The organism is Dyella sp. A6, assembly GCF_036320485.1.
Lineage (GTDB): Bacteria > Pseudomonadota > Gammaproteobacteria > Xanthomonadales > Rhodanobacteraceae > Rhodanobacter_A > Rhodanobacter_A aluminiiresistens.
This window is the reverse complement of sequence record NZ_CP132911.1, coordinates 3,302,648-3,328,906: the sequence shown is the minus strand read 5'-3', so window position 1 is coordinate 3,328,906 and position 26,259 is coordinate 3,302,648. Positions and strand designations below refer to the sequence as shown.

Annotated in this window: 21 protein-coding genes; 10 read left to right on the top strand and 11 right to left on the bottom strand. The window is 64.5% G+C overall.

Features of this window, described 5'->3' with window-relative positions:
- The 6 genes from dgoD to RA164_RS14835 all read right to left on the bottom strand — a co-directional run bounded on the left by dgoD (position 1) and on the right by RA164_RS14835 (position 5,605).
- Positions 1 to 1,149, bottom strand: a complete 1,149-nt coding sequence (gene dgoD, locus RA164_RS14860; RefSeq protein WP_329741614.1) for a galactonate dehydratase — start codon at positions 1,147 to 1,149, stop codon at positions 1 to 3.
- Between the two features lie 138 nt (positions 1,150 to 1,287).
- Entirely contained in the window at positions 1,288 to 1,911 is a 624-nt protein-coding gene (locus RA164_RS14855; RefSeq protein ID WP_329741613.1) for a 2-dehydro-3-deoxy-6-phosphogalactonate aldolase, read from the bottom strand.
- Positions 1,905 to 2,837 (bottom strand): 2-dehydro-3-deoxygalactonokinase, encoded by a 933-nt coding sequence (locus RA164_RS14850; protein WP_329741612.1) that lies wholly within the window; start codon positions 2,835 to 2,837, stop codon positions 1,905 to 1,907. Before RA164_RS14850 ends, RA164_RS14855 begins: the two co-directional genes overlap by 7 nt.
- A gap of 5 nt (positions 2,838 to 2,842) precedes the next feature.
- Complete coding sequence (locus RA164_RS14845; RefSeq protein WP_329741611.1) at positions 2,843 to 3,550, bottom strand: FadR/GntR family transcriptional regulator; 708 nt, start codon at positions 3,548 to 3,550, stop codon at positions 2,843 to 2,845.
- Positions 3,551 to 3,803: 253 nt separating this feature from the next.
- Positions 3,804 to 4,439: an HAD hydrolase-like protein gene (locus tag RA164_RS14840; RefSeq protein ID WP_329741610.1), complete on the bottom strand. Its 636-nt coding sequence runs from the start codon at positions 4,437 to 4,439 to the stop codon at positions 3,804 to 3,806.
- 5 nt (positions 4,440 to 4,444) lie between these two features.
- A complete protein-coding gene (locus RA164_RS14835) occupies positions 4,445 to 5,605 on the bottom strand; it encodes a phosphoglycerate kinase (protein ID WP_412731113.1) in 1,161 nt (386 codons plus the stop codon).
- A gap of 134 nt (positions 5,606 to 5,739) precedes the next feature.
- On the opposite strand from RA164_RS14835, the gene maiA reads away from it, so the two are divergent.
- Entirely contained in the window at positions 5,740 to 6,408 is a 669-nt protein-coding gene (gene maiA / locus RA164_RS14830) for a maleylacetoacetate isomerase (protein WP_329741608.1), read from the top strand.
- Positions 6,409 to 6,464: 56 nt separating this feature from the next.
- Here the strand turns inward: maiA and RA164_RS14825 are convergent, their stop codons facing one another.
- On the bottom strand, positions 6,465 to 7,589 hold the full coding sequence (locus RA164_RS14825) for a PilT/PilU family type 4a pilus ATPase (protein ID WP_329741607.1): 1,125 nt from the start codon (positions 7,587 to 7,589) through the stop codon (positions 6,465 to 6,467).
- A gap of 82 nt (positions 7,590 to 7,671) precedes the next feature.
- On the opposite strand from RA164_RS14825, the gene RA164_RS14820 reads away from it, so the two are divergent.
- From RA164_RS14820 to glmS, 5 genes are all read left to right on the top strand, one after another.
- A complete protein-coding gene (locus RA164_RS14820) occupies positions 7,672 to 8,397 on the top strand; it encodes a DUF4398 domain-containing protein (protein WP_329741606.1) in 726 nt (241 codons plus the stop codon).
- Complete coding sequence (locus RA164_RS14815; protein WP_329741605.1) at positions 8,394 to 9,056, top strand: hypothetical protein; 663 nt, start codon at positions 8,394 to 8,396, stop codon at positions 9,054 to 9,056. Before RA164_RS14820 ends, RA164_RS14815 begins: the two co-directional genes overlap by 4 nt.
- 290 nt (positions 9,057 to 9,346) lie before the next feature.
- Positions 9,347 to 9,574: a YdcH family protein gene (locus RA164_RS14810; protein ID WP_329741604.1), complete on the top strand. Its 228-nt coding sequence runs from the start codon at positions 9,347 to 9,349 to the stop codon at positions 9,572 to 9,574.
- Positions 9,575 to 9,751: 177 nt separating this feature from the next.
- Entirely contained in the window at positions 9,752 to 11,122 is a 1,371-nt protein-coding gene (locus RA164_RS14805; RefSeq protein ID WP_329741603.1) for a pyridoxal-phosphate dependent enzyme, read from the top strand.
- Positions 11,123 to 11,259: 137 nt separating this feature from the next.
- Positions 11,260 to 13,089, top strand: coding sequence for a glutamine--fructose-6-phosphate transaminase (isomerizing) (gene glmS / locus RA164_RS14800; RefSeq protein WP_329741602.1), 1,830 nt, complete (start codon positions 11,260 to 11,262; stop codon positions 13,087 to 13,089).
- A gap of 49 nt (positions 13,090 to 13,138) precedes the next feature.
- Here the strand turns inward: glmS and RA164_RS14795 are convergent, their stop codons facing one another.
- On the bottom strand, positions 13,139 to 14,203 hold the full coding sequence (locus RA164_RS14795; RefSeq protein WP_329741524.1) for an IS30 family transposase: 1,065 nt from the start codon (positions 14,201 to 14,203) through the stop codon (positions 13,139 to 13,141).
- A gap of 127 nt (positions 14,204 to 14,330) precedes the next feature.
- Between RA164_RS14795 and RA164_RS14790 the strand changes: the two genes are divergently transcribed.
- Positions 14,331 to 14,882, top strand: a complete 552-nt coding sequence (locus RA164_RS14790) for a tetratricopeptide repeat protein (protein ID WP_329741601.1) — start codon at positions 14,331 to 14,333, stop codon at positions 14,880 to 14,882.
- Positions 14,883 to 15,173: 291 nt separating this feature from the next.
- Positions 15,174 to 16,282 (top strand): IS3 family transposase gene (locus tag RA164_RS14785; RefSeq protein WP_329741600.1). Its coding sequence is split into 2 segments (ribosomal slippage): positions 15,174 to 15,435 and positions 15,435 to 16,282, totalling 1,110 coding nucleotides; the frame shifts between segments, so codons are not numbered across the junction.
- Between the two features lies 1 nt (position 16,283).
- On the opposite strand, the gene RA164_RS14780 is transcribed toward RA164_RS14785, so the two are convergent.
- The 3 genes from RA164_RS14780 to RA164_RS14770 all read right to left on the bottom strand — a co-directional run bounded on the left by RA164_RS14780 (position 16,284) and on the right by RA164_RS14770 (position 23,392).
- Positions 16,284 to 18,545, bottom strand: coding sequence for a beta-glucosidase family protein (locus RA164_RS14780; protein WP_329741599.1), 2,262 nt, complete (start codon positions 18,543 to 18,545; stop codon positions 16,284 to 16,286).
- Between the two features lie 179 nt (positions 18,546 to 18,724).
- Positions 18,725 to 19,933, bottom strand: a complete 1,209-nt coding sequence (locus RA164_RS14775; RefSeq protein ID WP_329741598.1) for a hypothetical protein — start codon at positions 19,931 to 19,933, stop codon at positions 18,725 to 18,727.
- A 237-nt stretch (positions 19,934 to 20,170) separates the two neighbouring features.
- Positions 20,171 to 23,392, bottom strand: a complete 3,222-nt coding sequence (locus RA164_RS14770) for a TonB-dependent receptor (protein ID WP_329741597.1) — start codon at positions 23,390 to 23,392, stop codon at positions 20,171 to 20,173.
- 484 nt (positions 23,393 to 23,876) lie between these two features.
- On the opposite strand from RA164_RS14770, the gene RA164_RS14765 reads away from it, so the two are divergent.
- A complete protein-coding gene (locus tag RA164_RS14765) occupies positions 23,877 to 24,890 on the top strand; it encodes a LacI family DNA-binding transcriptional regulator (protein ID WP_329741596.1) in 1,014 nt (337 codons plus the stop codon).
- A 99-nt stretch (positions 24,891 to 24,989) separates the two neighbouring features.
- On the top strand, positions 24,990 to 26,237 hold the full coding sequence (locus RA164_RS14760) for an MFS transporter (RefSeq protein WP_329741595.1): 1,248 nt from the start codon (positions 24,990 to 24,992) through the stop codon (positions 26,235 to 26,237).
- The last annotated feature ends 22 nt before the right edge of the window (positions 26,238 to 26,259 follow it).

The following is a 26,259-nucleotide window of genomic DNA, read 5'->3' as shown; positions in this document are numbered from 1 at the left end:
TCACCACTCCGCCACGCTACCGTCCTGGTGGCGCCACACCGGGTTGTGCCACTGGTGACCGATCTTGGCGCGCTCGATCACGTACTCCTCGTTCACCTCGACGCCGAGGCCGGGGCCCCTGGGCATGCTCACATAGCCGTCCGCGTAGGCGAATACGCTGCGGTCGGTGACATAGTCGAGCAGGTCATTGGCGGCGTTGTAGTGGATGCCCAGGCTCTGTTCCTGGATGAAGGCGTTGTGGCAGACCGCGTCCAGCTGCAGGTTGGCGGCCAGTGCGATCGGTCCGAGCGGGCAGTGCAGCGCCACCGCCACGTCCCAGGCCTCGGCCATCGCCGCGATCTTGCGCGTCTCGGTGATACCGCCGGCATGCGAGGGATCGGGCTGGATGATGTCGACGCCGCCGGTGGTCAGCACACGCTTGAAGTCGTAGCGCGAATACAGCCGCTCGCCCAGCGCGATCGGTGCCGGCGAGATCGCGGCCAGCTCGGGAATCGCCTCCAGGTATTCGGACAGCACCGGCTCTTCGATGAACATCAGCTTGTACGGCAGCAGCTCGCGCATCAGCACCTTGGCCATCGGCTTGTGCACGCGGCCGTGGAAGTCCACGCCGATGCCGACGTTCGGCCCCACGGCGTCGCGGATGGCCTGCACGTTTTCCAGCACGCGCTCGACCTTGTCATGGGTGTCGACGTACTGCATTTCCTCGGTGGCGTTCATCTTCACCGCGGTGAAGCCGCGGCTTACCGCTTCCTTCGCGGCGCGTGCGGTATCGCCAGGACGGTCGCCGCCGATCCAGGAATACACGCGAATGCGATCGCGCACCGGGCCGCCCAGCAGCTCGTACACCGGCTTGCCGAGGTCCTTGCCCTTGATGTCCCACAGCGCCTGGTCGATGCCGGCGATGGCGCTCATCAGTACCGGTCCGCCGCGGTAGAAGCCGGCGCGGTAGAGCACGCTCCAGTGGTCTTCGATATGGCGCGGGTCCTTGCCGATCAGGTAGCTGGAAAGCTCTTCCACGGCGGCGGCCACGGTGTGTGCGCGGCCCTCGACAACCGGTTCGCCCCAGCCGCTGGGGCCGGTGTCGGTATCGATGCGCACGAACAGCCAGCGCGGCGGAACAAGGAAGGTGGTGATCGCGGTGATCTTCATGCTGGGAGCCTGCTGGTGATCTTCAAGCGCTCCGCGCCACAAGTTGTCGGCGCGCAAGCCATGGAAAGACGATGGAAAAAAGGTCGGTGAAGGGTGGGGCCATACGGCCAGTCGACGGTGATGCGGCGCGTTCCGCGATCATGTCGCCAGGTCGCGCCAGGCTTGTGCGAAGGCGCGTGCGCGTGCTGCGGTGTCGTCGAGCGAACGTCCCGGTGCGAACAGCGCCGAGCCGATGCCGAAACCGGCCGCGCCGGCGGCAACCCATGGCGCCATGTTGTCGGGGCTGATGCCGCCCACCGGCAGTACCGGAACGTCGCGTGGCAGTACCGCGCGCCAGGCTTTCAGTACGGCCGGGGCGGCCTGTTCGGCGGGGAACAGCTTCAGGCCGTCGGCACCGGCGGCCAGTGCCGCGAACGCCTCGGTCGGCGTCGCTACGCCGGGGACGCAGAGCAGGCCGGAGGCCTTGGCGGCACGGATGACCGTGACGTCGGCATGCGGCATCACGATCAGTCGCCCGCCGGCAGCGGCCACCGCGGCGACGTCGTCGGGCGACATCACCGTACCGGCGCCGACCAGCACGTCGTTGCCCAGTGCTGCGGCGAGTTGGGCGATGCTGTCGGTCGGCTGCGGCGAGTTGAGCGGTACTTCCAAAATGCGGAAGCCGGCATCGACGATGGCGCGACCGGTGGCCACCGCCTCGTCGGGACGCAGTCCGCGCAGGATCGCCACCAGCGGCAGCGGGGAAAGCCAGGGAGTCAGCATGCTTGGGTTACCTCGGAAACGGGCCGGACCAGGCCGGCCTGTGCCGCCAGCCGCCACAGGCCGTGGGCCGCGGCGTCTTCCAGCGATGGGGCCAGGTCGATGTCGAAAAGCGTGGCGGCGCGACGGTAGCGCTCGCACAGGACGGGGTCGCCGATCAGCTGCAACGGCCGGTCGCGCCGGGCCAGCCCGTCGGCCAGCGCGGCGCGGAATTCCTCGCCCACCAGCAGGCCGGACAGATAGTCGGGCACGGCAGCGGCTTCCAGCACGCCATCGAGCATCAGCGCGCGGGCGGAGAACAGACGGCTGAACGCGCCGGCCGCAGCGCTGTCACGTGCGGCAACCACGCCGCGTGCGAAAGCGTCGGGACTGTCGACGCTTTCGGCGCCGCCGGCACCGAGAATCGAGTGTTGTCGAAGCACGGCGTACAGCTCGCCGGTCATCAGCGTGCGGAATGCGACGACGGCGCCGTCGCGTACCCGCGCCCACTTGCTGTGGGTGCCGGGCAGGATGAAGGTGGCAGCTGCCGCGAAAGCGGCGTCCAGCGTCAGTGCGCCGACCAGCTGGGTCTCCTCGCCGCGCATCACGTCCGGGCCATGCGGGTCGCGCAGGCCGGGCACCAGGTTCACGTCCTGGCCATCGGCCGCGCGCAGGGTGCCGATGGCGCCACCAAGCTGCGCTGCGTCGGCCGGCAGGTCGAGGTAGGGCATTTCCTGCCAGCCGCCACGGCTGCCGACCATGCCGCAGGCCAGCCGCGGCAACGCGGGCCAGCCTTCGGTGATGCTGGTCAGCGCCGCGTCGAAGCCGCCTGCCGGCAGGTGACGGATACCCCACGGGCGGGCCCGTGTCTCCGCGATGTGGCCCGTCGCGTCGAAACGGTAGGCACGCAGGCTGGAGGTGCCCCAGTCGAGTCCGATCAGGCCGTTCATCGCGTTCAGGCTTTCCTCGTGTGCCGGCGGATGTTGCTGCGCGAGTCGGTCACCATCTTGTTCATCGCCTGACGTGCCACTTCCGGCTGGTGCCGGCGGATCGCATCGAGCACTTTCTTGTGGTGAGGCAATGAATACTTGAAGTTGGTGGCGGTGCGTGCGGACAACGTGAAGTAGGTGCCCAGCGCCGTTTCGATCACCGAGAACAGCGAAGTCATCAGTTCGTTGTTGGTCGCGTGCAGCATGGCCTCGTGGTAGGCGAGGTCGGCTTCGGTCCACTGCTCCAGCGTGGTGGCCGCGTCCATCGCCGCGTAGGCAGTCTCGATGCGTGCCAGTTGTTCCGCGCTGCGCCGCCGCGCCGCTGCGGCCGCCGCAGCCGGTTCGATGATCTCGCGCATCTCGACCAGCTTCTCGACAAAATCCTCGGTAGGCATCGAGGCGCAGCGCCAGGCCAGCACGTCGGCGTCGAGCTGGTTCCAGTGGATGGTGTCGCGCACGCGGGTGCCGGTCTTCTGACGCGACTCGATCAGCCCCTTGGCCGACAGCACTTTCATCGCCTCGCGCAGTGCGGTACGGCTCACGCTCATGCGTTCGGCCAGCAGTTCCTCCCGCGGCAGGACTTCTCCGGGCACCAGTTCGCCGCCGACGATCAGGCGCCCCAGTTCGTGAACTACCTGGTTGTGCAGGTTCCGCACGGCTATCGGCTTCACCACGCCCCTCTCCTTAAGACCTGGCCGCTACGGTGGTCGCAGCCGGCTTCGTTGCCCCATCGCAGGCTCCGGCGTCGCGCCGGCCAAGTCTGCGCCCTTATTTGTAATACTTTTTATCTTATATCAGGTTGCTTGTGCAGCGTCATCTGTTTCGCGCTGTGGAAGTGCGTTGCAGCAAGGCTCGCCAAAGATACCGCGCACAGGTACGCGATCGCCTGCCGCCGTGCAGCAGGTGGTGATCGACAGGGACGCAGGCTCAGTTGCCCAGCAGGTAGTCGCCGAGTGCCTCGGGCGTGGCGATGATGGCCTGTGCGCCGGCCTGCTGCAGTTCCTCGCGATGGCCGAAGCCCCAGAGTACGCCGATGCCGGCGACGCTGTTGGTGACCGCACCCTCGATATCGAAGTGGCGGTCGCCGATCATCGCAGTCGCCGTGGGCGCCGCACCGAAATCGGCCAGTGCGGTGGCGATCATGCTGGCTTTTTCGCTATGCGCGCTACGCGGGTCGGGGCCGTAAAGCTTGTCGAAGGCGCGGCCGAACGGCAGGGCCTCGATGATGGGGGTGGCGTGCTGCAGCGGCTTGCTGGTGACCACGGCAAGGCGGTGCCCGGCGCCACGCAGGCGTTCGATCAATGCGGCCACGCCGGGGTACACCTTGTGTTCGCGCCAGCCCTGTGTGGCGAAGCGCTCGTGGTAGAACCCCACGGCCGTCTCGATGCGTGCGCTGTCGTGGTCGAGCAGCGGCGCGAAGCTGTGCCTCAGGGGTGGGCCGATCCATCCGCGCAGGTCGGCGGGCGTGGGAACGCCGAGCCGGTCCAGCGCGTAATGGATGCAGGCAGTAATGCCCGGTTCCGAATCGATCAGCGTGCCGTCGAGGTCGAACAGGCAGAGCATGGGATTCAGGCGCGTGCCTTGAGCGCCGCCACCGCCGGCAGTTCCTTGCCTTCGAGGAACTCGAGGAAGGCGCCGCCACCGGTCGAGATGTAGGAAACATCGGCAGCGATGCCGTACTTGTCCACCGCCGCCAAGGTGTCGCCGCCACCGGCGATGGAGAACGCCTTCGAGGCGGCGATCGCGCGCGCCAGCGTCTCGGTGCCCTTGCCGAAGGCGTCGAATTCGAAGACGCCGACCGGGCCGTTCCAGACCACCGTGCCGGCCTTGGCGATCAGTTCGGCGTACTGCTTCGCGGTCTCCGGGCCGATGTCCAGGATCATTTCGTCGTCCTGCACCGCATCGACCGCCTTCACCGTGGCCGGGGCGTTGGCAGAGAACGCCGGTGCCACCACCACGTCGACCGGCATCGGCACCTCGGCGCCGCGCCGGCGGGCATCGGCCATGACCTTCCTGGCGGCGTCTACCAGGTCGGCCTCGACCAGCGAGTTGCCGACCGAATGGCCCATCGCGGCGATGAAGGTGTTGGCGATGCCGCCGCCCACGATCAGCTGGTCCACCTTGCCGATCAGGTTCTCCAGCAGGGTCAGCTTGGTGGACACCTTGGAGCCGGCCACGATGGCCAGCAGTGGGTGCGCTGGCTGTTCCAGCGCCTTGCCCAGGGCGTCCAGTTCGGCCGAAAGCAGCGGGCCGGCCGCGGCCACCGGGGCGAACCTGATCACGCCGTGGGTGGACGCCTGCGCGCGGTGCGCGGTGCCAAAGGCATCCATCACGAAGATGTCGCACAGCGCCGCGTACTTCTTTGCCAGCGCTTCGTCGTCCTTGCCTTCGCCCACGTTCATGCGGCAGTTTTCCAGCACCACCACCTCGCCGTCGGCGACGTCCACGCCGTCGAGGTAGTCACGGACCAGCCGCACCGGTGTGCCCAGCTTGCCGCCCAGCCAGGTGGCGACCGGTGCCAGCGAGGACGCCTCGTCGAAGCTGCCTTCCTTCGGGCGGCCCAGGTGGGAGATCACCATGACCTTCGCGCCGTCAGCACGCGCGGCCTCGATGGTGGGCAGGGCGGCGTCGAGGCGCTGGGTGGAGGTGATCCGGCCTTGATCGTCGATCGGCACGTTCAGGTCTTCGCGGATCAGCACGCGCTTGCCGCGCAGGTCGAGGTCGCTCATGCGGATGACGGTCACGTCGGAAACTCCCGTGGGTGGTCGGCGGGGCCGCGGCGGCGGCCAGAGCCGAGCATTGTCCTGCCCGCTCCGGGGCGATGCAAATTACACTGCGTGCTTTCGACCAGAGGGGGTGGCCCATGACGTCCGGACTCGTACTTTACGGCTACTGGCGCTCGAGCGCCGCGTACCGCGTGCGCATCGCGCTGAACCTGAAGGGCTTGGCATGGGAAGGCCGCCCGGTGCATCTGGTCCGCGATGGCGGCGAGCAGCATGCTCCCGACTATGCCGCGCTGAACCCGCAGGAGTTGGTGCCCAGCCTGCGCGACGGGGCGCGCACGTTCACCCAGTCGCTGGCGATCATGGAATACCTGGAAGAGATGTATCCCGAGACGCCCTTGCTGCCCAGTGACGCGCGCAGCCGGGCCCGGGTACGTGCGCTGGCGCAGGCCGTGGCCTGCGACATCCATCCGCTGGGCAATCTGCGCGTGCTGCAGCAGTTGCGTGCGGCATTCGGCGCGCAGGACGAACAGGTCACCGCGTGGATGCAGCACTGGATCGCCACCGGTTTCGGTGCCCTGGAAACCATGCTGGCGCGGGACCCGGCCACCGGTCGCTACTGCCACGGCGACACGCCGGGGCTGGCCGACGCCTGCCTGGTGCCGCAGTGCTACAACGCGCGTCGCTGGGGTCTGCCGATGGACGACTACCCCACCATCAGGCGTATCGACGAAGCCTGCGGCGCACTGGAGGCGTTCCGTGCCGCCGTGCCGGAGGCGCAGGCGGATGCGCCGAAGAGCGAGGGGTGAGAAGTGAGAGAAAAGCTGCGCGAATTCTCTTCACTCCTCTTCGCTCACGCCTGCTTTCAGAACCCCATGCCGTAGGGGTCGTTGCTCAATTCCACGTCGGCGCCGGCTGCTTCGTTGCCGCCGCCTTCGGCCAGGCGCACCTTCAGTGACAGGCCGTCGCGCGAGTCGGCCTTGGCGAGCGCTTCGTCCAGCTCGATGCGGCCGGTCTTGTACAGCTTGTACAGCGACTGGTCGAAGGTCTGCATGCCTTCCTGCAGGCTGCGGTCCATCGCTTCCTTGATGTCCTGCACCTGGCCGCGACGGATCATGTCGCGGATCATCGGCGTGTTCAGCAGCACTTCGACCGCCGGCAGGCGACGTCCGTCCTTGCCGATCACCAGGCGCTGGCTGATCACGGCCTTCAGGTTCAGGGCCAGGTTCATCAGCACGTTCTTGTGTGCCGACTCGGGGAAGAAGTTGAGGATGCGTTCCAGCGTCTGGTCGGCATTGTTGGAATGCAGCGTGGCCAGGCACAGGTGGCCCGTCTCGGAGAAGGCGATCGCCGCCTCCATCGTGTCGGTGTCGCGGATCTCGCCGATCATGATCACGTCCGGCGCCTCGCGCATCGCGTTCTTCAGCGCCTCGTGATAGCTGTGCGTGTCCAGCCCCACTTCGCGCTGGTTGACGATGGAGCGCTTGTGCCGGTGCAGGTATTCGATCGGGTCCTCGATGGTGAGGATGTGCCCGGGCGAATTGGAGTTGCGGTGGTCGAGCATCGCCGCCAGGGTGGTGGACTTGCCCGAGCCGGTGGCGCCGACCACCAGGATCAGCCCGCGCGGCTCCATGATCAGCTCGCGGAAGATGCTGGGCAGCTGCAACTGGTCGATGTTGGGGATCTCGCTCTTGATGGCGCGGATCACCATGCCCACTTCGCCGCGCTGCTTGAACACGTTGATGCGGAAGCGGCCAGCTTCTTTCACCGCCAGTGCAATGTTCAGTTCCAGGTCACGTTCGAATTGCGGAACCTGCCCTTCGTCCATCAGCGAATACGCGATTTTCTTCACCATGCCGCTGGGCAGGCCGGTATTTCCCAGCGGGTAGAGCTTGCCCTCGACCTTGATGTTCACGGGCGCGCCGGTGGACAGGAACATGTCCGAAGCGCCCTTGTCGACCATCAGTTTGAGGAAGTAACCGATATCCACCGTGTGACCCCTGTTTGTGCGCGTTGCAATCGTGGATTATGCCCTTCCACAATATGCCTTGATATGGGATAAGGACTGAGTGATGGCCCACAGATTCACCCTGTTGCCCGGGTGCCGCCGCCGCGATGCGGCAACGGCAGCCGGCCTGTTGCTTGCTGCCGTGGTGCTCGCACTGGGCGGCTGCGCCAGCGTGCCGCCGCCCGATGCTGCCATGAATCAGGCGCAAACGGCACTGCAGTCGGCCCGCCAGGCCGGTGCGGCCGATTATGACCCGGTCGACCTGGGCAACGCGCAGGACAAGTTCCAGCTGGCGCAGATGGCCATGTCCAACCGCAAGTACACGCAGGCCGCCGACCTGGCTGCCGAGTCCAATGCCGACGCCGTGCTGGCCCGTACCAAGGCGCAGCTGGGTGCGGCGCGTGCGCTGATTCTGCAGAAGTCCCAGGCCAATCAGCGGCTGAGCGCGGAGAACGCGGAAGCCAAGTCCGAAAACGCCCAGCACGAAGCGGCCCAGCAGGCTCAGCTGGCGCAGCAGCAGGCCGCTGCCGCCGCCGCTGCGGCGGGCCAGCCGGCATCCGCGTCGTCTGCCGCCGCGCCGGCTGCCACGGCAGCGCCGGCGGCTCCGGCTTCGTCGGCACTGCCGGCGCAGGCGCCGATCCAGCAGACCATGCCGGCGCCGTCGGCTTCGGTGCTGGGTGCCCCGATCTCCCAGGGCAACGGTTTCCAGACCATGCCCGATGCAAGCCAGAATACGCCGCCCCCGGCGCCGGCCAGCAGTTCCTCGACCAACCCCGGAGGCCAGCCATGAAGCGGTTTTACTTCCTGCTCGCCACCATGCTGCTGGGACTGGCCGTGTGTGGTTCGGCGATGGCGCGCAAGGACGACATGGACATCACGCGCCTGACCAACAGCCTGAGCCAGCTGTCCAGCGACCCGACCCTGGGCGGTTACGCGCAGGCCGAGCAGGCGCTGGCCCGCAATGCCATCGCCAACCTGGCCGATGCCAGCTCGCACGAGCGGCCGCATGCGCTGTACATGGCCGAACGCAGTGTCGATCAGGCCCGCGCATCGGCCGAACTGGCCGCCGCCCAGGCCAAGCTCGGCCACCTTTCGAGCGAGCATGACCGGCTGCTGTTGCAGCGGAGCCAGATCGAGGCGGATGCGGCGCGCAAGGAACTGGAGTTCCAGCGCATGCAATACCAGATGGCCCAGCAGGAGACCGTGCGCCTGCAGCAGCAGGGCGAAATGGCAGCCAGCCAGGCCCAGGCCGCGCAGGCCGAGGCCGAGCGTGCCCGCCGACTGGCCGCGGCGCAGAGTCGCGTCGCCCGGGCTGCCCGTCACGAGGCCGCCCTGGCTGCCGAGGCGGCGCGCGCGATGCGCACGCAGTTGCAGAAAGATGCCGGCACGACGTCTGCGCCCAGCGAAAAGCACAAGACCAAGAAGCTGCATCACGACGCACAGCACTGATTCTGGCAGGCACTCCAAGCCTCTGGTTTTACGCGTTTTTCACGCGAATTGACGGGCGCGGTCGGACTGTCGCATGACGCTTGCGCACGTCACGGCCGGGGAGTAGGGTCGAATACCCGTGGGGCATTTGTGCCGCACGGGTCATCGACCTGAAATATGCCCCAGTCCCCTTCCATTTCCGGTACACCGAATCTGCCGTGGCAGGCGCGGTGCGCGGGCGGGTGCGTGCTTTTCCAGTTTTCAGGGCGCCCCGGTCAGGCGCCCGCCGTCCCATTGCGAGGAGGTCGGATATGTTCGAAAGCCAGCCGCGTGACGATGTCGAAGCCCTGATGAAGGCCGATGCGGAATTCCGCCGGCTTTACCAGCGCCACAAGGAGCTCGACAGCAAGGTGCATGATGCCGAAATCGGCGTTCTTCCCATCGATGATGCAACCCTGGTGGGCATGAAACGCGAGAAGCTCCAGGCCAAGGAACGCCTGCAGCGCATGTGGGACACCAAGGCGCACCTCATCCACTGAAACGGCACGGCTTGATCCTGTAACGCGGCCCCGCGGCCTTTCCGGAATGGAAGGTTGGCGGGGCCGCGAGCGTTTCAGGGTCAGCGCGTGTGAAACGCTTGCCGACGGGGGCTCGGTTATCATCACGGATCACTGCGAAGCGGCACGCCGTCTCGCATTTTCGACCACGGAGTCCTCATGACGGTCCAGACCAGCGTCCTCGAACTGATCGGCAACACCCCCATGATTCGTGCCCAGCGCCTCGACGCGGGCCGCTGCAGCCTGTTCCTGAAACTGGAGAGCGCGAACCCGGGCGGCTCGATCAAGGACCGCATCGGCCTGGCGATGATCGAGGGTGCCGAGAGGGCCGGCCGGATCCAGCCCGGCGCCACCCTGGTCGAGGGTACCGCCGGCAACACCGGTCTTGGCCTGGCGCTGGTGGCGCAGGCCAAGGGCTACAAGCTCATCCTCGTCGTGCCCGACAAGATGAGCCGCGAGAAGATCTTCAACCTCAAGGCGATGGGGGCGGAGGTGGTGCTCACGCGCTCCGACGTGGCCAAGGGCCATCCGGAGTACTACCAGGACATGGCCGAGCGCATCGCACGCGAAACCCCGGGTGCCTACTTCATCAACCAGTTCGGCAACCCGGACAACCCGCGCGCGCACTACGAGACCACCGGACCGGAAATCCTCGAGCAGATGGACGGTCGGGTGGACGCGGTGGTGGTGGGCTGCGGTTCGTCCGGCACCATGACCGGGCTGTCGGCGTTCTTCGCCGAGCATTCGCCGCACACCGAAATCGTGCTGGCCGATCCGGTCGGTTCGATCCTGGCGCAGTACATCAACGAGGGCACGCTCTCGACCAAGTCGGGAAGCTGGATGGTGGAGGGTATCGGCGAGGACTTCCTGCCGACCATCAGCGACTTTTCGCGGGTGAAGAAGGCCTATGCCGTCAGCGACAAGGAAAGCTTTCTTGCCGCCCGCGAGCTGCTGGCGAAGGAAGGTGTGCTGGGCGGTTCGTCCACCGGCACGCTGCTGGCGGCCGCGCTGCGTTACTGCCGCGAGCAGGAGACGTCGAAGCGAGTGGTATCGCTGGTGTGCGACACCGGCAACAAATACCTGTCGAAGATGTACAACGACTACTGGATGCTGGACAACGGCTTCATCGAACGCGAGCGGCACGGCGACCTGCGTGACCTGCTGCTGCGTCCGTTCGCGCAACGCGACACCATCATCGTGGGGCCGAACGAGCTGCTGATGACCGCCTACACGCGCATGAAGCTGTACGACGTCTCGCAGCTTCCGGTCATGGACGGCAGTCGTCTGGTTGGCATCCTCGACGAGTCCGACGTATTGATGCATGTGCATGCCGACGAGGCGCGTTTCCGCGACCCGGTTTCGGTGGCGATGATCACCGACCTGAAGATGCTTGACGTCTGTTCGCCGATCGAGTCGCTGCTGCCGGTATTCGAGCGCGGCCATGTGGCCATCGTGGTCGATGGCGACCATTTCATGGGTCTCATCACACGTATCGATCTGCTCAACTGGCTGCGCCGCAAGGTGCATTGAGCGAAGGACTTTCGCGCGGGCAGCGGCGGCACCGGCGGTACCCGCGCGGCATGAAAGCCTCTCGAAACGGTGCCACGCTACTTTGCCGGGCGTGATGGAATCTCCCGTTCCGCCCCAACCCCGAGGATCGACCGTCCATGTGTGGAATCGTTGCCGCTACCGCCCAGCGTGATGTTGCACCCCTGCTTATCGCCGGGCTGAAGGCGCTGGAATACCGCGGCTACGACTCGGCCGGCCTGGCCGTGCTGGATGCCGGCGATATCCGGCGGGTACGGGCCAAGGGCAAGGTGCGCGAGATGGAGGCCCTGTATCTGGCCGATCCGCTGGTCGGCGGCACCGGCATCGCGCATACCCGCTGGGCCACGCATGGCGTGCCGAACGAGGCCAACGCCCATCCGCACATCGCCGGCCGCGTGGCCATCGTCCACAACGGCATCATCGAGAACTATGCATCCCTGCGCGAGGAACTGCAGGCACGCGGCCATGTGTTCACGTCCGAAACCGACACCGAGGTGATGGCCGCGCTGATCGAGGAACGCATCGCCAGCGGCATGACCCTGCGCCAGGCGGTGCTGGCCGTGGTGCGCGGGCTTGAGGGTGCCTACGCGATCGCGGTGATCAGCCGCGACGAACCGGGACGCGTGGTGGGCGCCCGCCGTGGCGCACCGCTGCTGGTGGGTGTGGGTATCGGCGAAAACTATCTGGGCTCCGATGCGCAGGCGCTGATCCAGGTGACCAACCGGATGATCTATCTCGACGAGGACGACGTCGTCGAGATCACCCGCGAGCAGGTGCAGGTGTTCGATCTGACCGGCCAGCCGGTACAGCGTGAGCTGCACGAAAGCGAACTATCCGCCGATGCAGTGGAGCGCGGCGAATACCGCCACTACATGCAGAAAGAAATCTTCGAGCAGCCGCGCGCGGTGGCCGATACGCTGGAGTCGCGGGTCGGCCCGAACGGCGTGCTGCCGAACATTTTCGGTGTCGGTGGCGACGAATTGCTGGCCAGGGTGCGAGGCCTGCATATCATCGCCTGCGGCACCAGCTATCACGCCGGCATGGTGGCCAAGTACTGGATCGAGGAATACGCGCGCCTGCCGGTGGCGGTGGAAGTGGCCAGCGAATACCGCTACCGCGAAGCCGTGGTGCCGGACGGCACGCTGTTCGTGGCCATTTCGCAGTCCGGCGAAACCGCCGATACGCTGGCGGCGATGCGCGAATCGCGCCGCCGGGGCTACCTCGGCACACTGGCGATCTGCAACGTACCCGAATCATCGGTGGTACGCGAAGCCGATCTCAAGCTGATGACGCGTGCAGGTCCGGAAATCGGCGTCGCCTCGACCAAGGCGTTCACCACCCAGCTCGCCGCACTCGCCCTGCTCACGCTGCAGCTGGCGCATCAGCGCGGCATCGACAACGCCCGCTATCTCGATCTCTGCAGCCAGTTGCAGCACCTGCCGCGCGCGATCGAGAGCGCCCTGAAGCTGGAGCCACAGATCGAGGAGCTGGCCGAACACTTCATTCCCCGTCACCACGCCCTGTTCCTGGGTCGTGGCGCGCAGTTCCCGGTGGCACTGGAAGGCTCGCTCAAGCTCAAGGAGATCTCCTACATCCATGCCGAGGCCTACCCGGCAGGCGAGCTCAAGCACGGTCCGCTGGCGCTGGTGGACGAAGACATGCCGGTGGTGGCGGTGGCCCCCAACGGGCCATTGCTGGACAAGCTCAAATCCAACCTGCAGGAAGTCCGCGCGCGCGGCGGCGAACTGGTGGTATTCGCCGATGGCGCCGCCAGCATGGATGGCAATGCCTCACGCGGCACCATCCTGCGCATCGACAGCGGCGGCGACTTCATCGCCCCGGCCGTATTCACCGTGCCCCTGCAACTGCTCGCCTATCACGTGGCCGTACTGCGCGGAACCGACGTCGACCAGCCCCGCAACCTGGCGAAATCGGTGACCGTCGAATAAGCGTGTACACCGGCGTTGTCTGCTTGTCTACCGACAATAAAGGGCGGTGTCAATCTAGAAGTGCACCATCGATGGCATCGGCCAGATCATCTCTGCCCATGGCACGGATGAACATTTCTGCAGGGCAGTGGTAATCGAGAGTGGCACGTGGCCGGAGGTTCATGCGTCGGGCGATCGCGTCGAGCTGCTTCTGGCTGTAGACCGACAAGTCCGTACCTTTAGGCAGGTATTGGCGCAGCAGGCCATTGGTGTTCTCGCAGATGCCGCGTTGCCAAGGGCTACGTGGGTCGGCGAAGTAGATCGCTAATCCAGTGCGCTCCGATAGCGTCCGGTAGAGCGCCATTTCCTTGCCCTGATCGTAAGTCAGCGTCTGGCGCAGTTCCGGTGGCAGCGGCCGGAATGCGCGGCTGAAGCCTTTCAGCGCATCCTCCGCCAAACACCCCTCCATCCTCACCAGCTTCAGGAAACGTGTCCGACGATCCACCAGTACGCCCACCGAGGATCGGTTACGGGCGCCTTTGATGAAGTCGCCTTCCCAGTGGCCGGGCAACAGCCGTTCATTGGCTTCGAGTGGACGATCATGAATGCTCGGCAAGTCGTGCATCCGGCCGCGCCGGTTCGCACCCTGACCACGCGGCCGACGCGCACATTTGTGCTGCCGCAGAAGTGCGACCAGGCCCCGCCGCAGTTCGCCGCGTGGCGCGGCATAGATCGCGGTGTAGATCGTCTCGTGCGACACGTGCTTGGCTCGCTCATCCGGGTGATGACGCCGCAGTGTGCGACTCACCTGTTGAGGTGACCAGCCCTTGCCCAGCAAGCGGCGCACGAGGCACCACAGCTGACCGTCCCGCCGCAATTTGCGCTCGCGCCGCGGCTTACGTGCCAGGCGCCGGGCGCGTTGGCCGGCTCGACTGGCGTCGTAGCTCAACCTTGGCCGACCCATCCGAGGCAGGACGGACGGTTCCTGGTGACCATTGCGAGCCAGCTCCCGCGAAATCGTGCTGGGTGAGCGACCCAGCATCAGGGCGAGCTGCCGGGCACTCTCCCCCCGAGCCTTGCCGACCATGATCGCGCCCCGTTCTTCGGCGCTCAGATGTCCATAGTGCTGACCCATGCATCACCTTGTCGTGGGGTGGTGCACTTGATCATAGAAACCGCCAAGTTCTATCCTGAACAATAAAGTTGTATCTCAGACAATAAAGTTGTATCCGGCCCGTCGACACACGCGGAAGAAGGTGTCCGTGGAAGCGGGCCGGTTCCTTGAAGTCCAAGCGCAACAACGTATGGCGAAGCAGTCATTCTCTTTGGGCAGTTTAGCTATGTCGGATAATCATTCGCAGCGCGAGTTGTTGAGTGACGCAATGAGGAAGGGCAAATTTGCGCCCTATGTTGATGGACTTCGTGAGCGTGCGTCGAAAGGCGATCAATCGGCATTGATCGCACTCGGTTATATCTACTTTCGAGGGGGGGAGGGTGTGCAAAATAATTATAGCGAGGCTCTATTTTGGTTTAAAAAATTCAAATTAGAAGATGATGTGGATGGATTTGTCGCAAGCCATATCGCAACTATTTATTATAAAGGTCTTGGTGTTGCGAAGAACCATCGGCTTGCTGCTAAATATCTACGTAGTGCAGCTCTGCGTGGGCATGGCAGAAGCAGGATTCTATTTGCAATCCTTCAAAAGAAGGGAGATGGGACATTGAAAAAGCCAAGAACTGCAGAAATGATATTTCGAGCCAGCGTGTGTGACACGAAATTAAGTATTAGGATGCGTTTCCTGGCGCACCCTTGACGATACCAAAGGTGGTCTGCCTGAGATAATGAGATAGATGGAATTAATCGGGCCAGCAGCCAGGGAGCGGACAGCTACACATACCGGGCGGAGGTATGCCCCGGATCGGGGTCCGGTTCTAAGGTTTCCCCACGTTTCATGCCAATAGCGCCATCTGATCTAGCGCCGTCTGCGGCAGTGATCGTAAGCGGTCAAGCCAAACCGTTATAAGCTCCATTTGTCGACTCCCCGTAATCTTGATCCAGGCATAACTGGAGGTCTCCGGGCAAACTAGCCCCAAGGAGACCGAAGATGCGCAAGAGCAAGTTCACCGAAAGTCAGATCGTCGCGACGCTGAAGCAGGTCGAAGGCGGTCGGCAGGTCAAAGATGTGTGCCGCGAGTTGGGCATATCGGACGCCACGTACTACGTGTGGAAGTCCAAGTATGGCGGGATGGAAGCGTCCGACATACAGCGGCTGCGCGACGTCGAGGCGGAGCACGCCAAGCTCAAGCGGATGTATGCCGAGCTGGCGATGGAGAACCACGCGCTGAAGGATCTGATTGCAAAAAAGTTGTAGACCCGGCGCACAAGCGCCCGCTGCTGACGTGGTTGATGAATCACTACGGCTGGAGCGAGCGCCGGGCTTGTTCGGCGATGGGCTTGTCGCGATCAACGGCGCGTTACCGCCGCCGACCGGATCGGGACGAGGAAGTGATTGCGCTGCTCGCTGAACTGGCGGAACGGTTTCCAGAGCGTGGCTTCGGCAAGCTGTTTCAGCTGATTCGACGCCGCGGTCTGGTGTGGAACCACAAGAGGGTGTGGCGCGTGTATTGCCGGATGCAACTCAATCGCCGCCGACGCGGCAAGAAGCGTGTACCGAACCGGCATCCGATGCCCTTGGTGGCTGGCGAGCAGATCAACGCTAGTTGGTCGATCGACTTCATGTCCGACGCCCTGTGGGATGGGCGGCGCTTCCGGACGTTCAACGTGATTGACGACTTCAGTCGCGAAGCACTGGCCATCGAGGTCGACCTCAACCTGCCCGCCACGCGTGTCATCCGCACGCTGGAGCGGATTGCGGCCTGGCGCGGCTATCCGGCCAAGCTTCGCCTGGACAACGGGCCGGAATTCATCGCACTGGCGCTGGCCGAATGGGCCGAGCGCAAAGGCATCACTCTGGACTTCATCGAGCCCGGCAGGCCCATGCAAAACGGCTTCATCGAGCGTTTCAACGGCAGCTTCCGCCGTGGCGTGCTCGACATGTACATCTTCCGCACGCTCACCGAAGTACGTGAGCACGCGGAACGGTGGCTGGCCGACTACAACAACGAGACTCCCCACGACAGCCTCGACGGGCTCACGCCCGTCGAATTCCGACTTCAGAACGACCCGGCAACCTCTAATTTAGCTTGGCACTGATTTACGGGGAGTCGACACAGGGTTGCGGCTGGCCCTTCGGTGCGGCGGTTGCCGGCCAGGTGGCTGCAGCAAGGGTGACATGATCCTGACCCTGGAACGACGTGGCCGAGTGTCCGAGTTGCAGCAGGTAGCTGCCAGCAGGCCGCTGCCACTCTTGCCGCGCGCTGTCGAAATTCACCAGCAGACGGGGGTCGGCCGCGACCTGAAGGTGGGCGGACTGGCCAGGCTTCAGCTGTACCCGGCACCAACCGGCCAGACGTCGCACCTGGCCCTTGCCGGGTAGCGTCACATAGAGCTGCGGCACGTCCACGCCGCTGCGCCTGCCGCGGTTGGTCACGGTGAACGAGACCATGACGCGGCCGTTCACGCGCTCGGGTTTGAAGCCGCTGTAGGCGAAGTGGGTATAGGTCAGGCCGTAGCCGAACGGGAACAGCGGCTTGAAGCCCTTGTGCTGGTACCAGCGGTAGCCGACATCGGCGCCTTCGATGTTGTAGTCGACATGCATGGCCGGCTTGCCTTGGGGCACCAGGCCGATGGATGCGAGGCCGGCACCGGGGATGCTGGGGCGCGGCAGCTGCGATTCGCTGCGCGGCCAGGTCACTGGCAGGCGGCCGGCGGGGTCGACTTCGCCATAGAGCAGCCGGGCAATCGCTTCACCGCCGCCGGCGCCGGGATACCAGGCTTCGAGCACGCCATCGACCTGGTGCAGCCAGGGCATGGCGACCGGGCCGTTGTTTTCCAGCACCACGATGGTGTGCGGGTTGGCCTTGGCCACGGCTTCGACCAGGGCGTCCTGGTTGCCCGGCAGGGTCAGGTGCGGCGCGTCGAAGCTTTCGGCGGCCCACTGCTCGACGAATACCACGGCCACGTTGGACTTGGCGGCCAGGCGCGCGGCCGCGGCGATGTCCTGGCCACTGAGGTAATGCACGGCGCCGTGTGCGCGTTGGCGGATCGCGGCCAGTGGTGCCGACGGCTGATAGATGCGCGGGCCGGGCCATCCGGTCGGTGCCAGACCGGGTACGGCATTGCCCTCGGGCGACTGCACTGCAGAGGAACCGCCGCCGGTCAGCACGCCCTTGTCGGCATGTCCGCCGATCACCGCGATCGACTGCGCGGCAGACAGCGGCAGAATGTTGCCCTGGTTGCGCAGCAGCACCGCACCGGCTTCCTCGACGTGCTGCGCCACCTTGCGGTCGGCGGCGAAGTCGATCGGTGCCTGCACCGCCGGATGATCGATCGCGCCAGCGGCGAACAGGCTGTGCAGTATGCGCCGGGCCATGTCGTCAATGCGCGACTGGGGGACCTTGCCGGCGGCCACTGCTGCGCGAAGCGGCTTGTCGAAGTAGACCTTCTTGTCGAAGGTTTCGCCGGCCGACTCCTGGTCCAATCCGGCCAGGGCTGCCTTGGCCGCGCTGTGGACCGCACCCCAGTCTGACATCACATAGCCGGGGTAGTGCCAGTCGTGCTTCAGCACCGTGTTGAGCAGCCAGTCGTTCTCGCAGGCGTAGACGCTGTTGATACGGTTGTAGGAGCACATCACCGCACCGGGGTGGCCGGTCTCGATGGCGATCTCGAACGCCAGCAGGTCGGACTCGCGAGCAGCGGCCGGCGCAATGTCGGAACTCAGTTCGGTGCGCGCCGTTTCCAGGTCGTTGAGCGCGAAGTGCTTGATGGTCGAAACGACGTGCTGGCTCTGGATGCCGGCGATGGCGTTGCCGACGATCAAGCCGGTGAGCAGCGGGTCTTCGCCGGCGTACTCGAAGTTGCGGCCATTGCGCGGGTCGCGGACCAGGTCCGCGCCTCCGGCGAGCATCACGTTGAAACCGCGGTGGTGGGCCTCGCTGCCGATCATCGCGCCGCCGGCATAGGCCAGTGCGGGGTCGAAGCTGGCTGCGGTGGACAAGCCGGAGGGTAGGGCGGTGGCGCCCAGCTTGAGTGGCTTGGCGACGCCAAGGCCGGCGTCGCTCTCCTGCAAGGCGGGCAGGCCCAACGAGCGGATTGCCGGATCGTAGCCGGCTGATCCGAGGGCGCCGGGCGCCATCACGTGGCCGTTCTCGGTGTCGCCGAATTGGGTACTGATCAGCTGGAATTTCTGATCTTCGTTCATCGCCTTCAGCACTAGAGTGGCGCGCTGGTTGGGCGAGAGATGGGGGTTCATCCATGGATGTGTGGCATTGCCGGTGGAGCCTGCGGCGCAGGTTCCGAAGCTCGCCATCAGCGCCATGCCGATGAAGGAAGCTGCGCGAACGGTGTGAAGCGTCATGACACCCTCTTATTTATCTTAAGACCGAATACAAACATGTTTGCGACAGGTATGGAATCACTGGGATCGCTTGCGTCGGCCCGATCTGAGTCGATCCAGCCATGCGCAGATGAGATGCGCCGGAGGTGGGTGACGGCTTGCCAACCGGTCATGCCAGCCGAGAGTCTGGTGATAGCCGTTCATGCGCCTGGCTGGTACGGGTTGTGGTTCGATGCTGCGAGCACGGCCCAGGCCGTCGCGGCCAGGCAGGGCTGGTGATAGTAGTAGGCGTAGATGGTGGTAATGCGTGGTTGCGGTGTGGCGTAGAGAAATCCCCCCGGCGATGCCTGTCTGGCGATAGCGGCGAACAGCGGCGTGGCGCGTGAGTCGTCGCCGATCCAGCGATAGACCAGCGCCGCCTGCGCGGTACCTTCCGTCCACATGCCGTCGCGTACCCCGGTAAAGTCGAAGCCGCTGTCGACAGCATTTGTATGCCGGACCCAGGCCAGTGCGCGCCGCCAGGTCGCTGGTGCATCGGGCAGCAGTTGCGCCCACAACTGTACGTCGAGCGCGGACATCGAACGCAGCGGAGTCACGCCGTCGGCCCGGGTGCCCATCCAGAAGTGGCCGCTCGCTGCATCCCATTGCGCCGCGACGAAGCTGCGTGCGTGTCGGGCCTGTGCGCGCCAGTCACCGCCGGGCGCCGAGATGCGATTCAACCATGCGAACAGCGCAGTCAGGTCGATATTGTGTTCGGTCGATTTCCATGTCGCCTTCCTCGGTGTCAGCAGGTACGACTCGATGCCACCATCGAATCCACCGGCGCCGCGATTGTCCGAGGCGTGGCGGACCACCCAGTTGGCGAGGTGCACGGCAGCATCACGCCAGCGTACTTCGCCGCTGGCGTGCTGCAACGCCAGCAGGGCCAGCGCGGTCCAGGCGACATTGCCGCAGGATGTGCCGTTCTGGTACGCACCGGCGTAGACGTGTGCAGCATCGGTCCACTTCGTGTGCTGTGCATTCCACCAGCCATTGGGCAGCGGTTTGTTGCCTTCGACGGGGCCAGCACGGTAAGCGTCGCGCAGGCGTGTGTCGTGCATGGCCGCCAGCCGCAATGCCTCGCCGATGCGACGGGCTTCGGTGCGTCGGTGGCAGGCGAGCAGCGCGATCACGGCGAGTGCGTTGTCGTACGTGAAGGCGGCGGATCGCAGAGGGGCCAGCGCGGGCGCGCCACTTCCGCGCCGGTTGTCGTAGCTGCGCAGCAGTACTGGTGTATCTCCCGGTACGGCGTCGACACGCATGGCGATGGCATTGCAGCCGGCGCGTGCGATGGCATGGATTTGTGCGGTGGGAGAAAGGTGTTCGCTCGGCCTTGGCCTTGCCACTGCGGTGGCAAGCACCATGTACATGTTCGCTCCGCAAAGCCTTAATGGCCTCCAGCGATTGGCTCGAAGCGCGCTGATAGTCATCAGGCCGATAGTCATCAGAGGGCCTCAAGCCATTGCGAATGGATGCCGGCGTAATGAGCCGATTGGCCGCAGGGCGTGCCTCCGTTCACGAAGCACAGACGATCTGGAGGTTGCCACGCCCTCGGAATGGGCCCCTTGCCGCGGACCGGATTGATCGCGGCAAGGGGCGGGACGTGCTCAGAGACTCATCGTGAAGGTGAGGTCGTAACGCGTGTCGAACCGGAAGAATCCCTTGGGAACCTGCAAGCCTTCGGTATTGACGATTTCGCGGGTCTTGAACGTCGAGTTGAGAATGTTCGCCGCCTGCAGCGAGAGCTTCATGTGCTTGTTGAGCGCATAGCTCACGGAGGCATCGACCTGCCCTTGACCCCTGGCCATGACCGGAAGGAACGGGTAGTCCGCTTCCGAGGCCGTGATAAGGAAGGCGGAGCGCCAGTTCCAGACCACCTTGGCATTCAACGGACCCTTGCCGTAGTAGACGCCCAGGTTGAGGCTGTCGCGGGACAGCTCCTGCGGCGGCAGGTTGGTCTGGTTGACGCACTGCGTTGCAGCCGCATAGCCATAAGCACAGTAATGCACCGAGCCGAAGTGCATGCCGCCGGACTTGATGTAGGTGTAATTGGCGTTGGCACCCAGGCCAGACAGCCAGCCCGGAAGGAATGAGAACGTCTGCTGGTAGGCCAGTTCGACGCCATGCACGTTGGCCTTGTGGTTGAGGTTAACGAGGCCGGCCGTGTAGATCTCCGGATAGGTCACGCCGTTATTAGTGACCGCTACATTGGCCACGCTGGTGTCGTACTCGATAAGGTTGTTCAGCTTCTTCCAGAACAGCGTTGCGGACAGCTGGCCGACATTCGCGAAATACCACTCGGTCGTGAGGTCGAAGTTCTGCGAGGTGATGGGCTTGAGATAGGGGTTCGTGCCGGTCTGGGCGTTCCCGACGGTCGGTGTCGTCAGCCCGTTGGATGGCGTGTAAGGAAGCAGGCCGGACACGCCTTGACCCGCCGCGAGGGACTGCAGGCTGGGGCGGTAGATCGCTTTCGAGTAGGCGAAGCGCGAGATGAGATTGTTCGTCCAGCCGATCGCCAGGTTGAAGCTCGGGAGGATGTTGTTGTACGAGTTCGGCGCGGTGATCGGCGTGTAGGCGCCATTCGCGAACCGGGTGTACTGCTGTTGCTGAGCCGGACTCAGTGCGCAGAACGTACCGGCGGCAGCGGATCCGCCGGAGGTCTGAAGTGCGCAGTACGCCGCTACGGACATGCCGTTCTGCGCCAGTGACTGATTCGGGACGATCAGGTAACCGGTGGCGTTGTTCTGCGTGTGAACGATGCGGACGCCTACGTTGCCGCTGATCTGCAGATTGCTCAGGAAGTTGCTGCTGTCGTTACCGAAATTCAGCTGCACGTACGCGGCACGTGTCGCTGTGGAGTTGGAGGAGATCTCCTGTGGCATGTATCCCGTGCCCGGAACCAGGCCGACCCGCTGGTCGTTGGTGTAGTACGGGTTGCCCAGCGACCCCGGCGGCGCGGAAGCCAGCCACTGGGCATTGATGGCGCGCATGATCGCCACGGCCTTGTCGAACTGCAGTGCCGGATTCACATTGACGTAGGGGGCGGTCACGCCATAGTTGGTGTTGAACCCGGGCAGGTCGATGCTGACCGGCGCAGTCACGCCCGGCGTCTGGGCGCCAGTGATGACAGGCGACCAGCCTCCCCAGACGTAGGGCGAGCTGATGTTCTGATAGTTGAAGATCGAATTCTGCAGTGTCTCGCTTTGCTTGGCGTAGCGGACGCCGAACTGGACGCTGTCGATCAAGTCGGCATTGACATCGAAGGTGCCGTCGAGCCGGAGGGCGCGCTGGTTACCCCAGGAATTTCGGTAGGCATCCTGTGCGGCCGCGTAGTAGAAGTTTGCGGGATCGGCGAAATACTGCGCCGTGGTCTGGGCTGGGTTCGGCGACAGCAAGCTGACGCTGGGCACGTTGTTGCCATGGGTGGTAATGGCCCAGTTGGCATTGGTCAGCTGGCGGATGTAGTAGTAGCGGTAGTCGTAGCGCGACTTCGTGTACTGCGCATCGCCACTCAGGTGCAGCCTGTCGGTGACATCCCAGCCCAACTTGAGGTTGATATCGTTGGTGGTGTAGCGCGTCCGATAGCCGGTGGTATCCAGCTGGGTCTGCATGCCGCCGTAGCTGCTCGGTGTGAAGCTGGTGGCGGATGGGGCCGTGGTGATGATGCCCGAGGTCAACACGCCGTTGGAATCGTACGTAGGCACGGTTCCCGACAAGGGGATGGCGCAGGTGGTATAGCCGCCGAAAGCACATGCGTCGGTCGACGCCTGCAGCGTATGCTCGAACGTCGTTTCGTTGTCCGAGACGCCGGTCCACTGAAGTGTGGCGCGGAGTTTCTTGTCCGGGCTTTCCCATTGCGCGGCGATGTCGTGCCCGAAGCGCTCCGATGTCTGGTTCTGAAGGCGCAGGTCACCACCTACCGGAACGTAGGCAGTCTGTCCTGCCGCAAGCCCCGGAAAGCTGTCGACCACGCCGTTCGGAAGCGTGCAGCCATTGCAGCGCTGTTGGTAGTCGACCACCGAAATCGCGTTGTCCTGCTGCGCGATCCGGCCGTACGCTGCTGCGCCGAGAATGCCGAAGCGACCCCAGTCGGTATTGAAGTTGTGGCTGAACAACGCCGACATGTGCGGCGTGCTCTTCTTGGCCAGGGTGCCCCAGTCAATACCTATGCTCGCCGCCGCCGTCGTTGGCTTGTCACTGTCGAACGGCTTGCGCGTGTTCATGTTGATGGTGCCGGAGATGCCGCCATCGATCATGCTTGCAGTCTGGTTCTTGCTCACCACGACTGTGCCGATCAGCTCGGGAGCCACGGTCGAGAAATTCAGGCCTTCGCCACCACCCGCGGAGAACACCGAGCCGCCGTTGATCAGCGTGCTTGTATAGGGCAAGCCTTCCAGGCTGATGTCGGTTCCCTGGATCGAGAAGTGGTCAGGGTCTGCCTGGACGCCGAACGAGCTGACCGTCACGCCAGGCAGACGCTTCAGCGCCTCCGTGACGGAGGTATCCGGTAGTGAGGTCGCGTCCTGTGCGGAGATGGCATCCACCACGGTGTTGGCGTATTTCTTGATCTCCTGTGCTCGACTCAGGCTCGCGGCGTAGCCGTTGACCGTCATCGAGGTCAGCGTTACCACCTTCTTCTTGCTTGGCTTCGTGGTTTTGCTGTTGTCCTTGTTGGCGGCCTGTTCGGTGTGGTCGCTGGCCTGCGAGGCGGGCTGCGTGCTCTGCGCATGCAGCTGGCCGGCGGCGAACAGCGTTGCCGCGATCGCAAAGGACAGTCGCAGTGGCTTATGGATGCCACGCGCGTGCGTCTGCATGGAATGCTTGTTCATGTCTGCTCTCCCCTCCTGCTTAATTCTGGCTTTTTGACTGGTTCAGTCTTGTTCTGATGTCGACAGCGCTGTACGTGGTTCTAGCTTGGTGCGGCTTGACTTGTTCAGGATGCACATCCACCGAACAGCTCCGGATCATCGGTGGATCTCTTTATGTATCTCGGTCCGTATTGCGGGCGTGCCCGTCATGCGCTGCAGAGGATGCGCGGTCTGTTCCGCGTACGTGCGGAACCAATGCATGGACTGCGCCGTCACCCGCATCGGGTTCGCTCCATTGGTCGACATTTTTTCCCCTTGCCTTGCACATCGGAGCGTCTTGACCCTTGTGCACGGTGCACGCTAGCCAAACATACCAGCGCTGTCAAATGAAAATACCAGCGCTGGTATTTTTGTGTGAATTGCCCGGTATCATCGTTGGATGGCGCGACTTCGCTTGGGGTAACATGAGGCGATTGGAAGTGGATCAGGGTGGGGCGGCCGATACATGCCAGCGAGAATCGAAGATGTGGCCGCGCATGCCGGCGTATCGGTCAAGACGGTGTCCAGGGTGCTCAACGGACATGCCAGTGTGCGGGTCAAGTTGCGGACCCGCATCGAGGCGTCGATCCGCGAACTCAACTATGTGCCCAACGCATCCGCACGTAGCCTGGCGGGAAATCGTTCGTATCTGGTCGCGCTTCTGTACGACAACCCGTCGGCGGGCTCCAGCTACATCATGGAACTGATCGTCGGCGTGCTGCAGGCATGCAAGGGAACCCCGTACAACGCCGTGCTGCATCCTTTCGATGCCGCGGAGGACCTGGCCGCGCGCATTGATGGCTTCGTGGCACAGCATCGTCCCGACGCCCTAGTGCTGGTGCCGCCGCACGCGAACAATGCCAAGCTGCTGCAACGCCTGGACGAGCTCGACATCCGTTACTCGACGATTTCCTCCAAGTTGCGCGAATCGCGTATCGACATTGGCTTCGACGAGCGCAAGGCTGCGGCGGAAATCGTCAGCGACCTTACGTCGTTGGGGCATCGGCGCATCGGCCATGTCGCCGGGCTGAAGGGTCACGGCGCGCGCACCTGGCGGTTGGGTGGATACCGCGACGCGTTGCGCCGGGAAGGTCTGGCCTACGACGACACGCTGGTGGTGGATGGAGATTTCACCTTCGCGTCGGGCGTCGCTGCCGCGCGGGTATTGCTGGATCGACCGGATCCGCCTACGGCGATTTTCGCGGCCAACGATGACATGGCCTGCGGGGTGATGCGTGAAGTCTACGAGCGCGGTCTTGCCGTGCCGGGTGACCTGTCGGTCTGCGGTTTCGACGACACCCCGGTGTCGCAGCTGATTTCACCCGGGCTGACGACGGTGCGACAGCCCTGCCGCGAGATCGGCTGCCTGGCGGTCGAAAGTGTGTTGCAGTCGATCCGCGAGCCTGCCATGCGCAAGCAGGCACGGGTGCCGTACCAGGTACATCTGCGTGCATCCACAGGAGCCCCCCGAAAGCCTTAGGATGCACCCTATGCCAGGATGGCTCTCGCTGGAGCCAGGCGGCTGGAATGACGCTATGGGGTGCAGGGGATGGCGGGCAACGATGGGGACGGGCGGTTGATGCGCAAGTCCGTGCAAGAGGATGTCACCGGGCAGGTCGGCTGGCGCTTTGTCGCGATCTATGGTCTGGCCTACATGGGTCTGTGGATGGCCCTGCTGCCGCCGATCATCGAGGGGCTGGCGACGCGGGTGCGGGCGATGGTGCCGGGGCACGCGGCAGACAGCCTCTCGCTGGTGGTGGCAGCCGGTGCATTGCTGGCGCTGGTCGGGAATCCCTTTTTCGGGCGCCTGTCAGATCGAACGACGTCCCGATACGGCATGCGTCGACCCTGGCTGATCGCCGGTGCGCTGGGTGGCGTGGCGGGCCTGTTCGTGGTGGCACGGGCCAGTTCGGTGGCCGGGCTGGTGCTGGGTTGGTGTCTGACGCAATTGACCTACAACGCGCAACTGGCTGCGCTGGCGGCGATTCTTTCCGATCAGGTTCCCGCCTCGCAGCGTGGCACCGTGTCCGGCGTCGTGAATTTGAGCCTGCCGCTGGGCATGGTCGCCGGGACGTTCCTGATGCAGGCACTGGCAGGCTCGGTGCTGGCAACCTTCCTGGTGTCGGCCGGCATTGCACTGCTCTGCGCACTCGTACTGGCCTGGGTGCTGCCCGATCACCATCTGGTTTCGTCGCAGCGGGCGCGCTACGGCTGGCGCGAATTCTTCGGCAGCTTCTGGATCCACCCGCTGCGCTTCCCTGATTTCACCTGGACCTGGAGCAGTCGCTTCCTGCTCTACGCAGGCGTTGCGGTGCTGATGACCTATCAGGAGTTCTACCTGATCCATCAGCTTGGCTGCGCACCCGACGACGTGCCGCACTGGATCTTTCTTTCCACCCTGGTGCAGTCGGGCATGGTGGCGGTATTCAGTGCGCTGGTCGGCCGCCTTTCCGATCTGCTGGGTCGGCGCAAGATTTTCGTGTTCGCCACGGCGCTTCTGTATGCGTTGGCGCTGTTGCTGATCGCCGGTGCCGACGGCTTGCCCTGGTTTTTTGTCGGCATGGCGGTTACCGGTATGGCGCAGGGGGCGTATCTGGCGGCCGATCTGGCGCTGGTCAACGACGTGCTGCCGGAACGTGAGACCCACGCGGCGAGGAACCTGGGTATCTTCAATATCGCCAGTGTGCTGCCGCAGCTGCTGATGCCTGTGGTCGCACCGGGCATCCTGTCGGTCAGTGGCGGCAGCTATGCGAGCCTGTTCGCCGTGGCTGCGGTACTCGCCGTACTGGGCGCCTGGGCGATCCTTCCGGTACGCGGGGTGCGTTGATGCACCGGATGCGTAGGCTTCA

Excerpts from the sequence above, each read along its gene's own strand:
- dgoD (WP_329741614.1), bottom strand. The coding sequence starts at position 1,149 with ATGAAGATCACCGCGATCACCACCTTCCTTGTTCCGCCGCGCTGGCTG.
- RA164_RS14855 (WP_329741613.1), bottom strand. The coding sequence starts at position 1,911 with ATGCTGACTCCCTGGCTTTCCCCGCTGCCGCTGGTGGCGATCCTGCGC.
- RA164_RS14850 (WP_329741612.1), bottom strand. The coding sequence starts at position 2,837 with ATGAACGGCCTGATCGGACTCGACTGGGGCACCTCCAGCCTGCGTGCC.
- RA164_RS14840 (WP_329741610.1), bottom strand. The coding sequence starts at position 4,439 with ATGCTCTGCCTGTTCGACCTCGACGGCACGCTGATCGATTCGGAACCG.
- RA164_RS14835 (WP_412731113.1), bottom strand. The coding sequence starts at position 5,605 with ATGAGCGACCTCGACCTGCGCGGCAAGCGCGTGCTGATCCGCGAAGAC.
- maiA (WP_329741608.1), top strand. The coding sequence starts at position 5,740 with ATGACGTCCGGACTCGTACTTTACGGCTACTGGCGCTCGAGCGCCGCG.
- RA164_RS14820 (WP_329741606.1), top strand. The coding sequence starts at position 7,672 with ATGGCCCACAGATTCACCCTGTTGCCCGGGTGCCGCCGCCGCGATGCG.
- RA164_RS14815 (WP_329741605.1), top strand. The coding sequence starts at position 8,394 with ATGAAGCGGTTTTACTTCCTGCTCGCCACCATGCTGCTGGGACTGGCC.
- RA164_RS14810 (WP_329741604.1), top strand. The coding sequence starts at position 9,347 with ATGTTCGAAAGCCAGCCGCGTGACGATGTCGAAGCCCTGATGAAGGCC.
- RA164_RS14805 (WP_329741603.1), top strand. The coding sequence starts at position 9,752 with ATGACGGTCCAGACCAGCGTCCTCGAACTGATCGGCAACACCCCCATG.
- glmS (WP_329741602.1), top strand. The coding sequence starts at position 11,260 with ATGTGTGGAATCGTTGCCGCTACCGCCCAGCGTGATGTTGCACCCCTG.
- RA164_RS14795 (WP_329741524.1), bottom strand. The coding sequence starts at position 14,203 with ATGGGTCAGCACTATGGACATCTGAGCGCCGAAGAACGGGGCGCGATC.
- RA164_RS14780 (WP_329741599.1), bottom strand. The coding sequence starts at position 18,545 with ATGACGCTTCACACCGTTCGCGCAGCTTCCTTCATCGGCATGGCGCTG.
- RA164_RS14775 (WP_329741598.1), bottom strand. The coding sequence starts at position 19,933 with ATGTACATGGTGCTTGCCACCGCAGTGGCAAGGCCAAGGCCGAGCGAA.
- RA164_RS14770 (WP_329741597.1), bottom strand. The coding sequence starts at position 23,392 with ATGAACAAGCATTCCATGCAGACGCACGCGCGTGGCATCCATAAGCCA.
- RA164_RS14765 (WP_329741596.1), top strand. The coding sequence starts at position 23,877 with ATGCCAGCGAGAATCGAAGATGTGGCCGCGCATGCCGGCGTATCGGTC.
- RA164_RS14760 (WP_329741595.1), top strand. The coding sequence starts at position 24,990 with ATGCGCAAGTCCGTGCAAGAGGATGTCACCGGGCAGGTCGGCTGGCGC.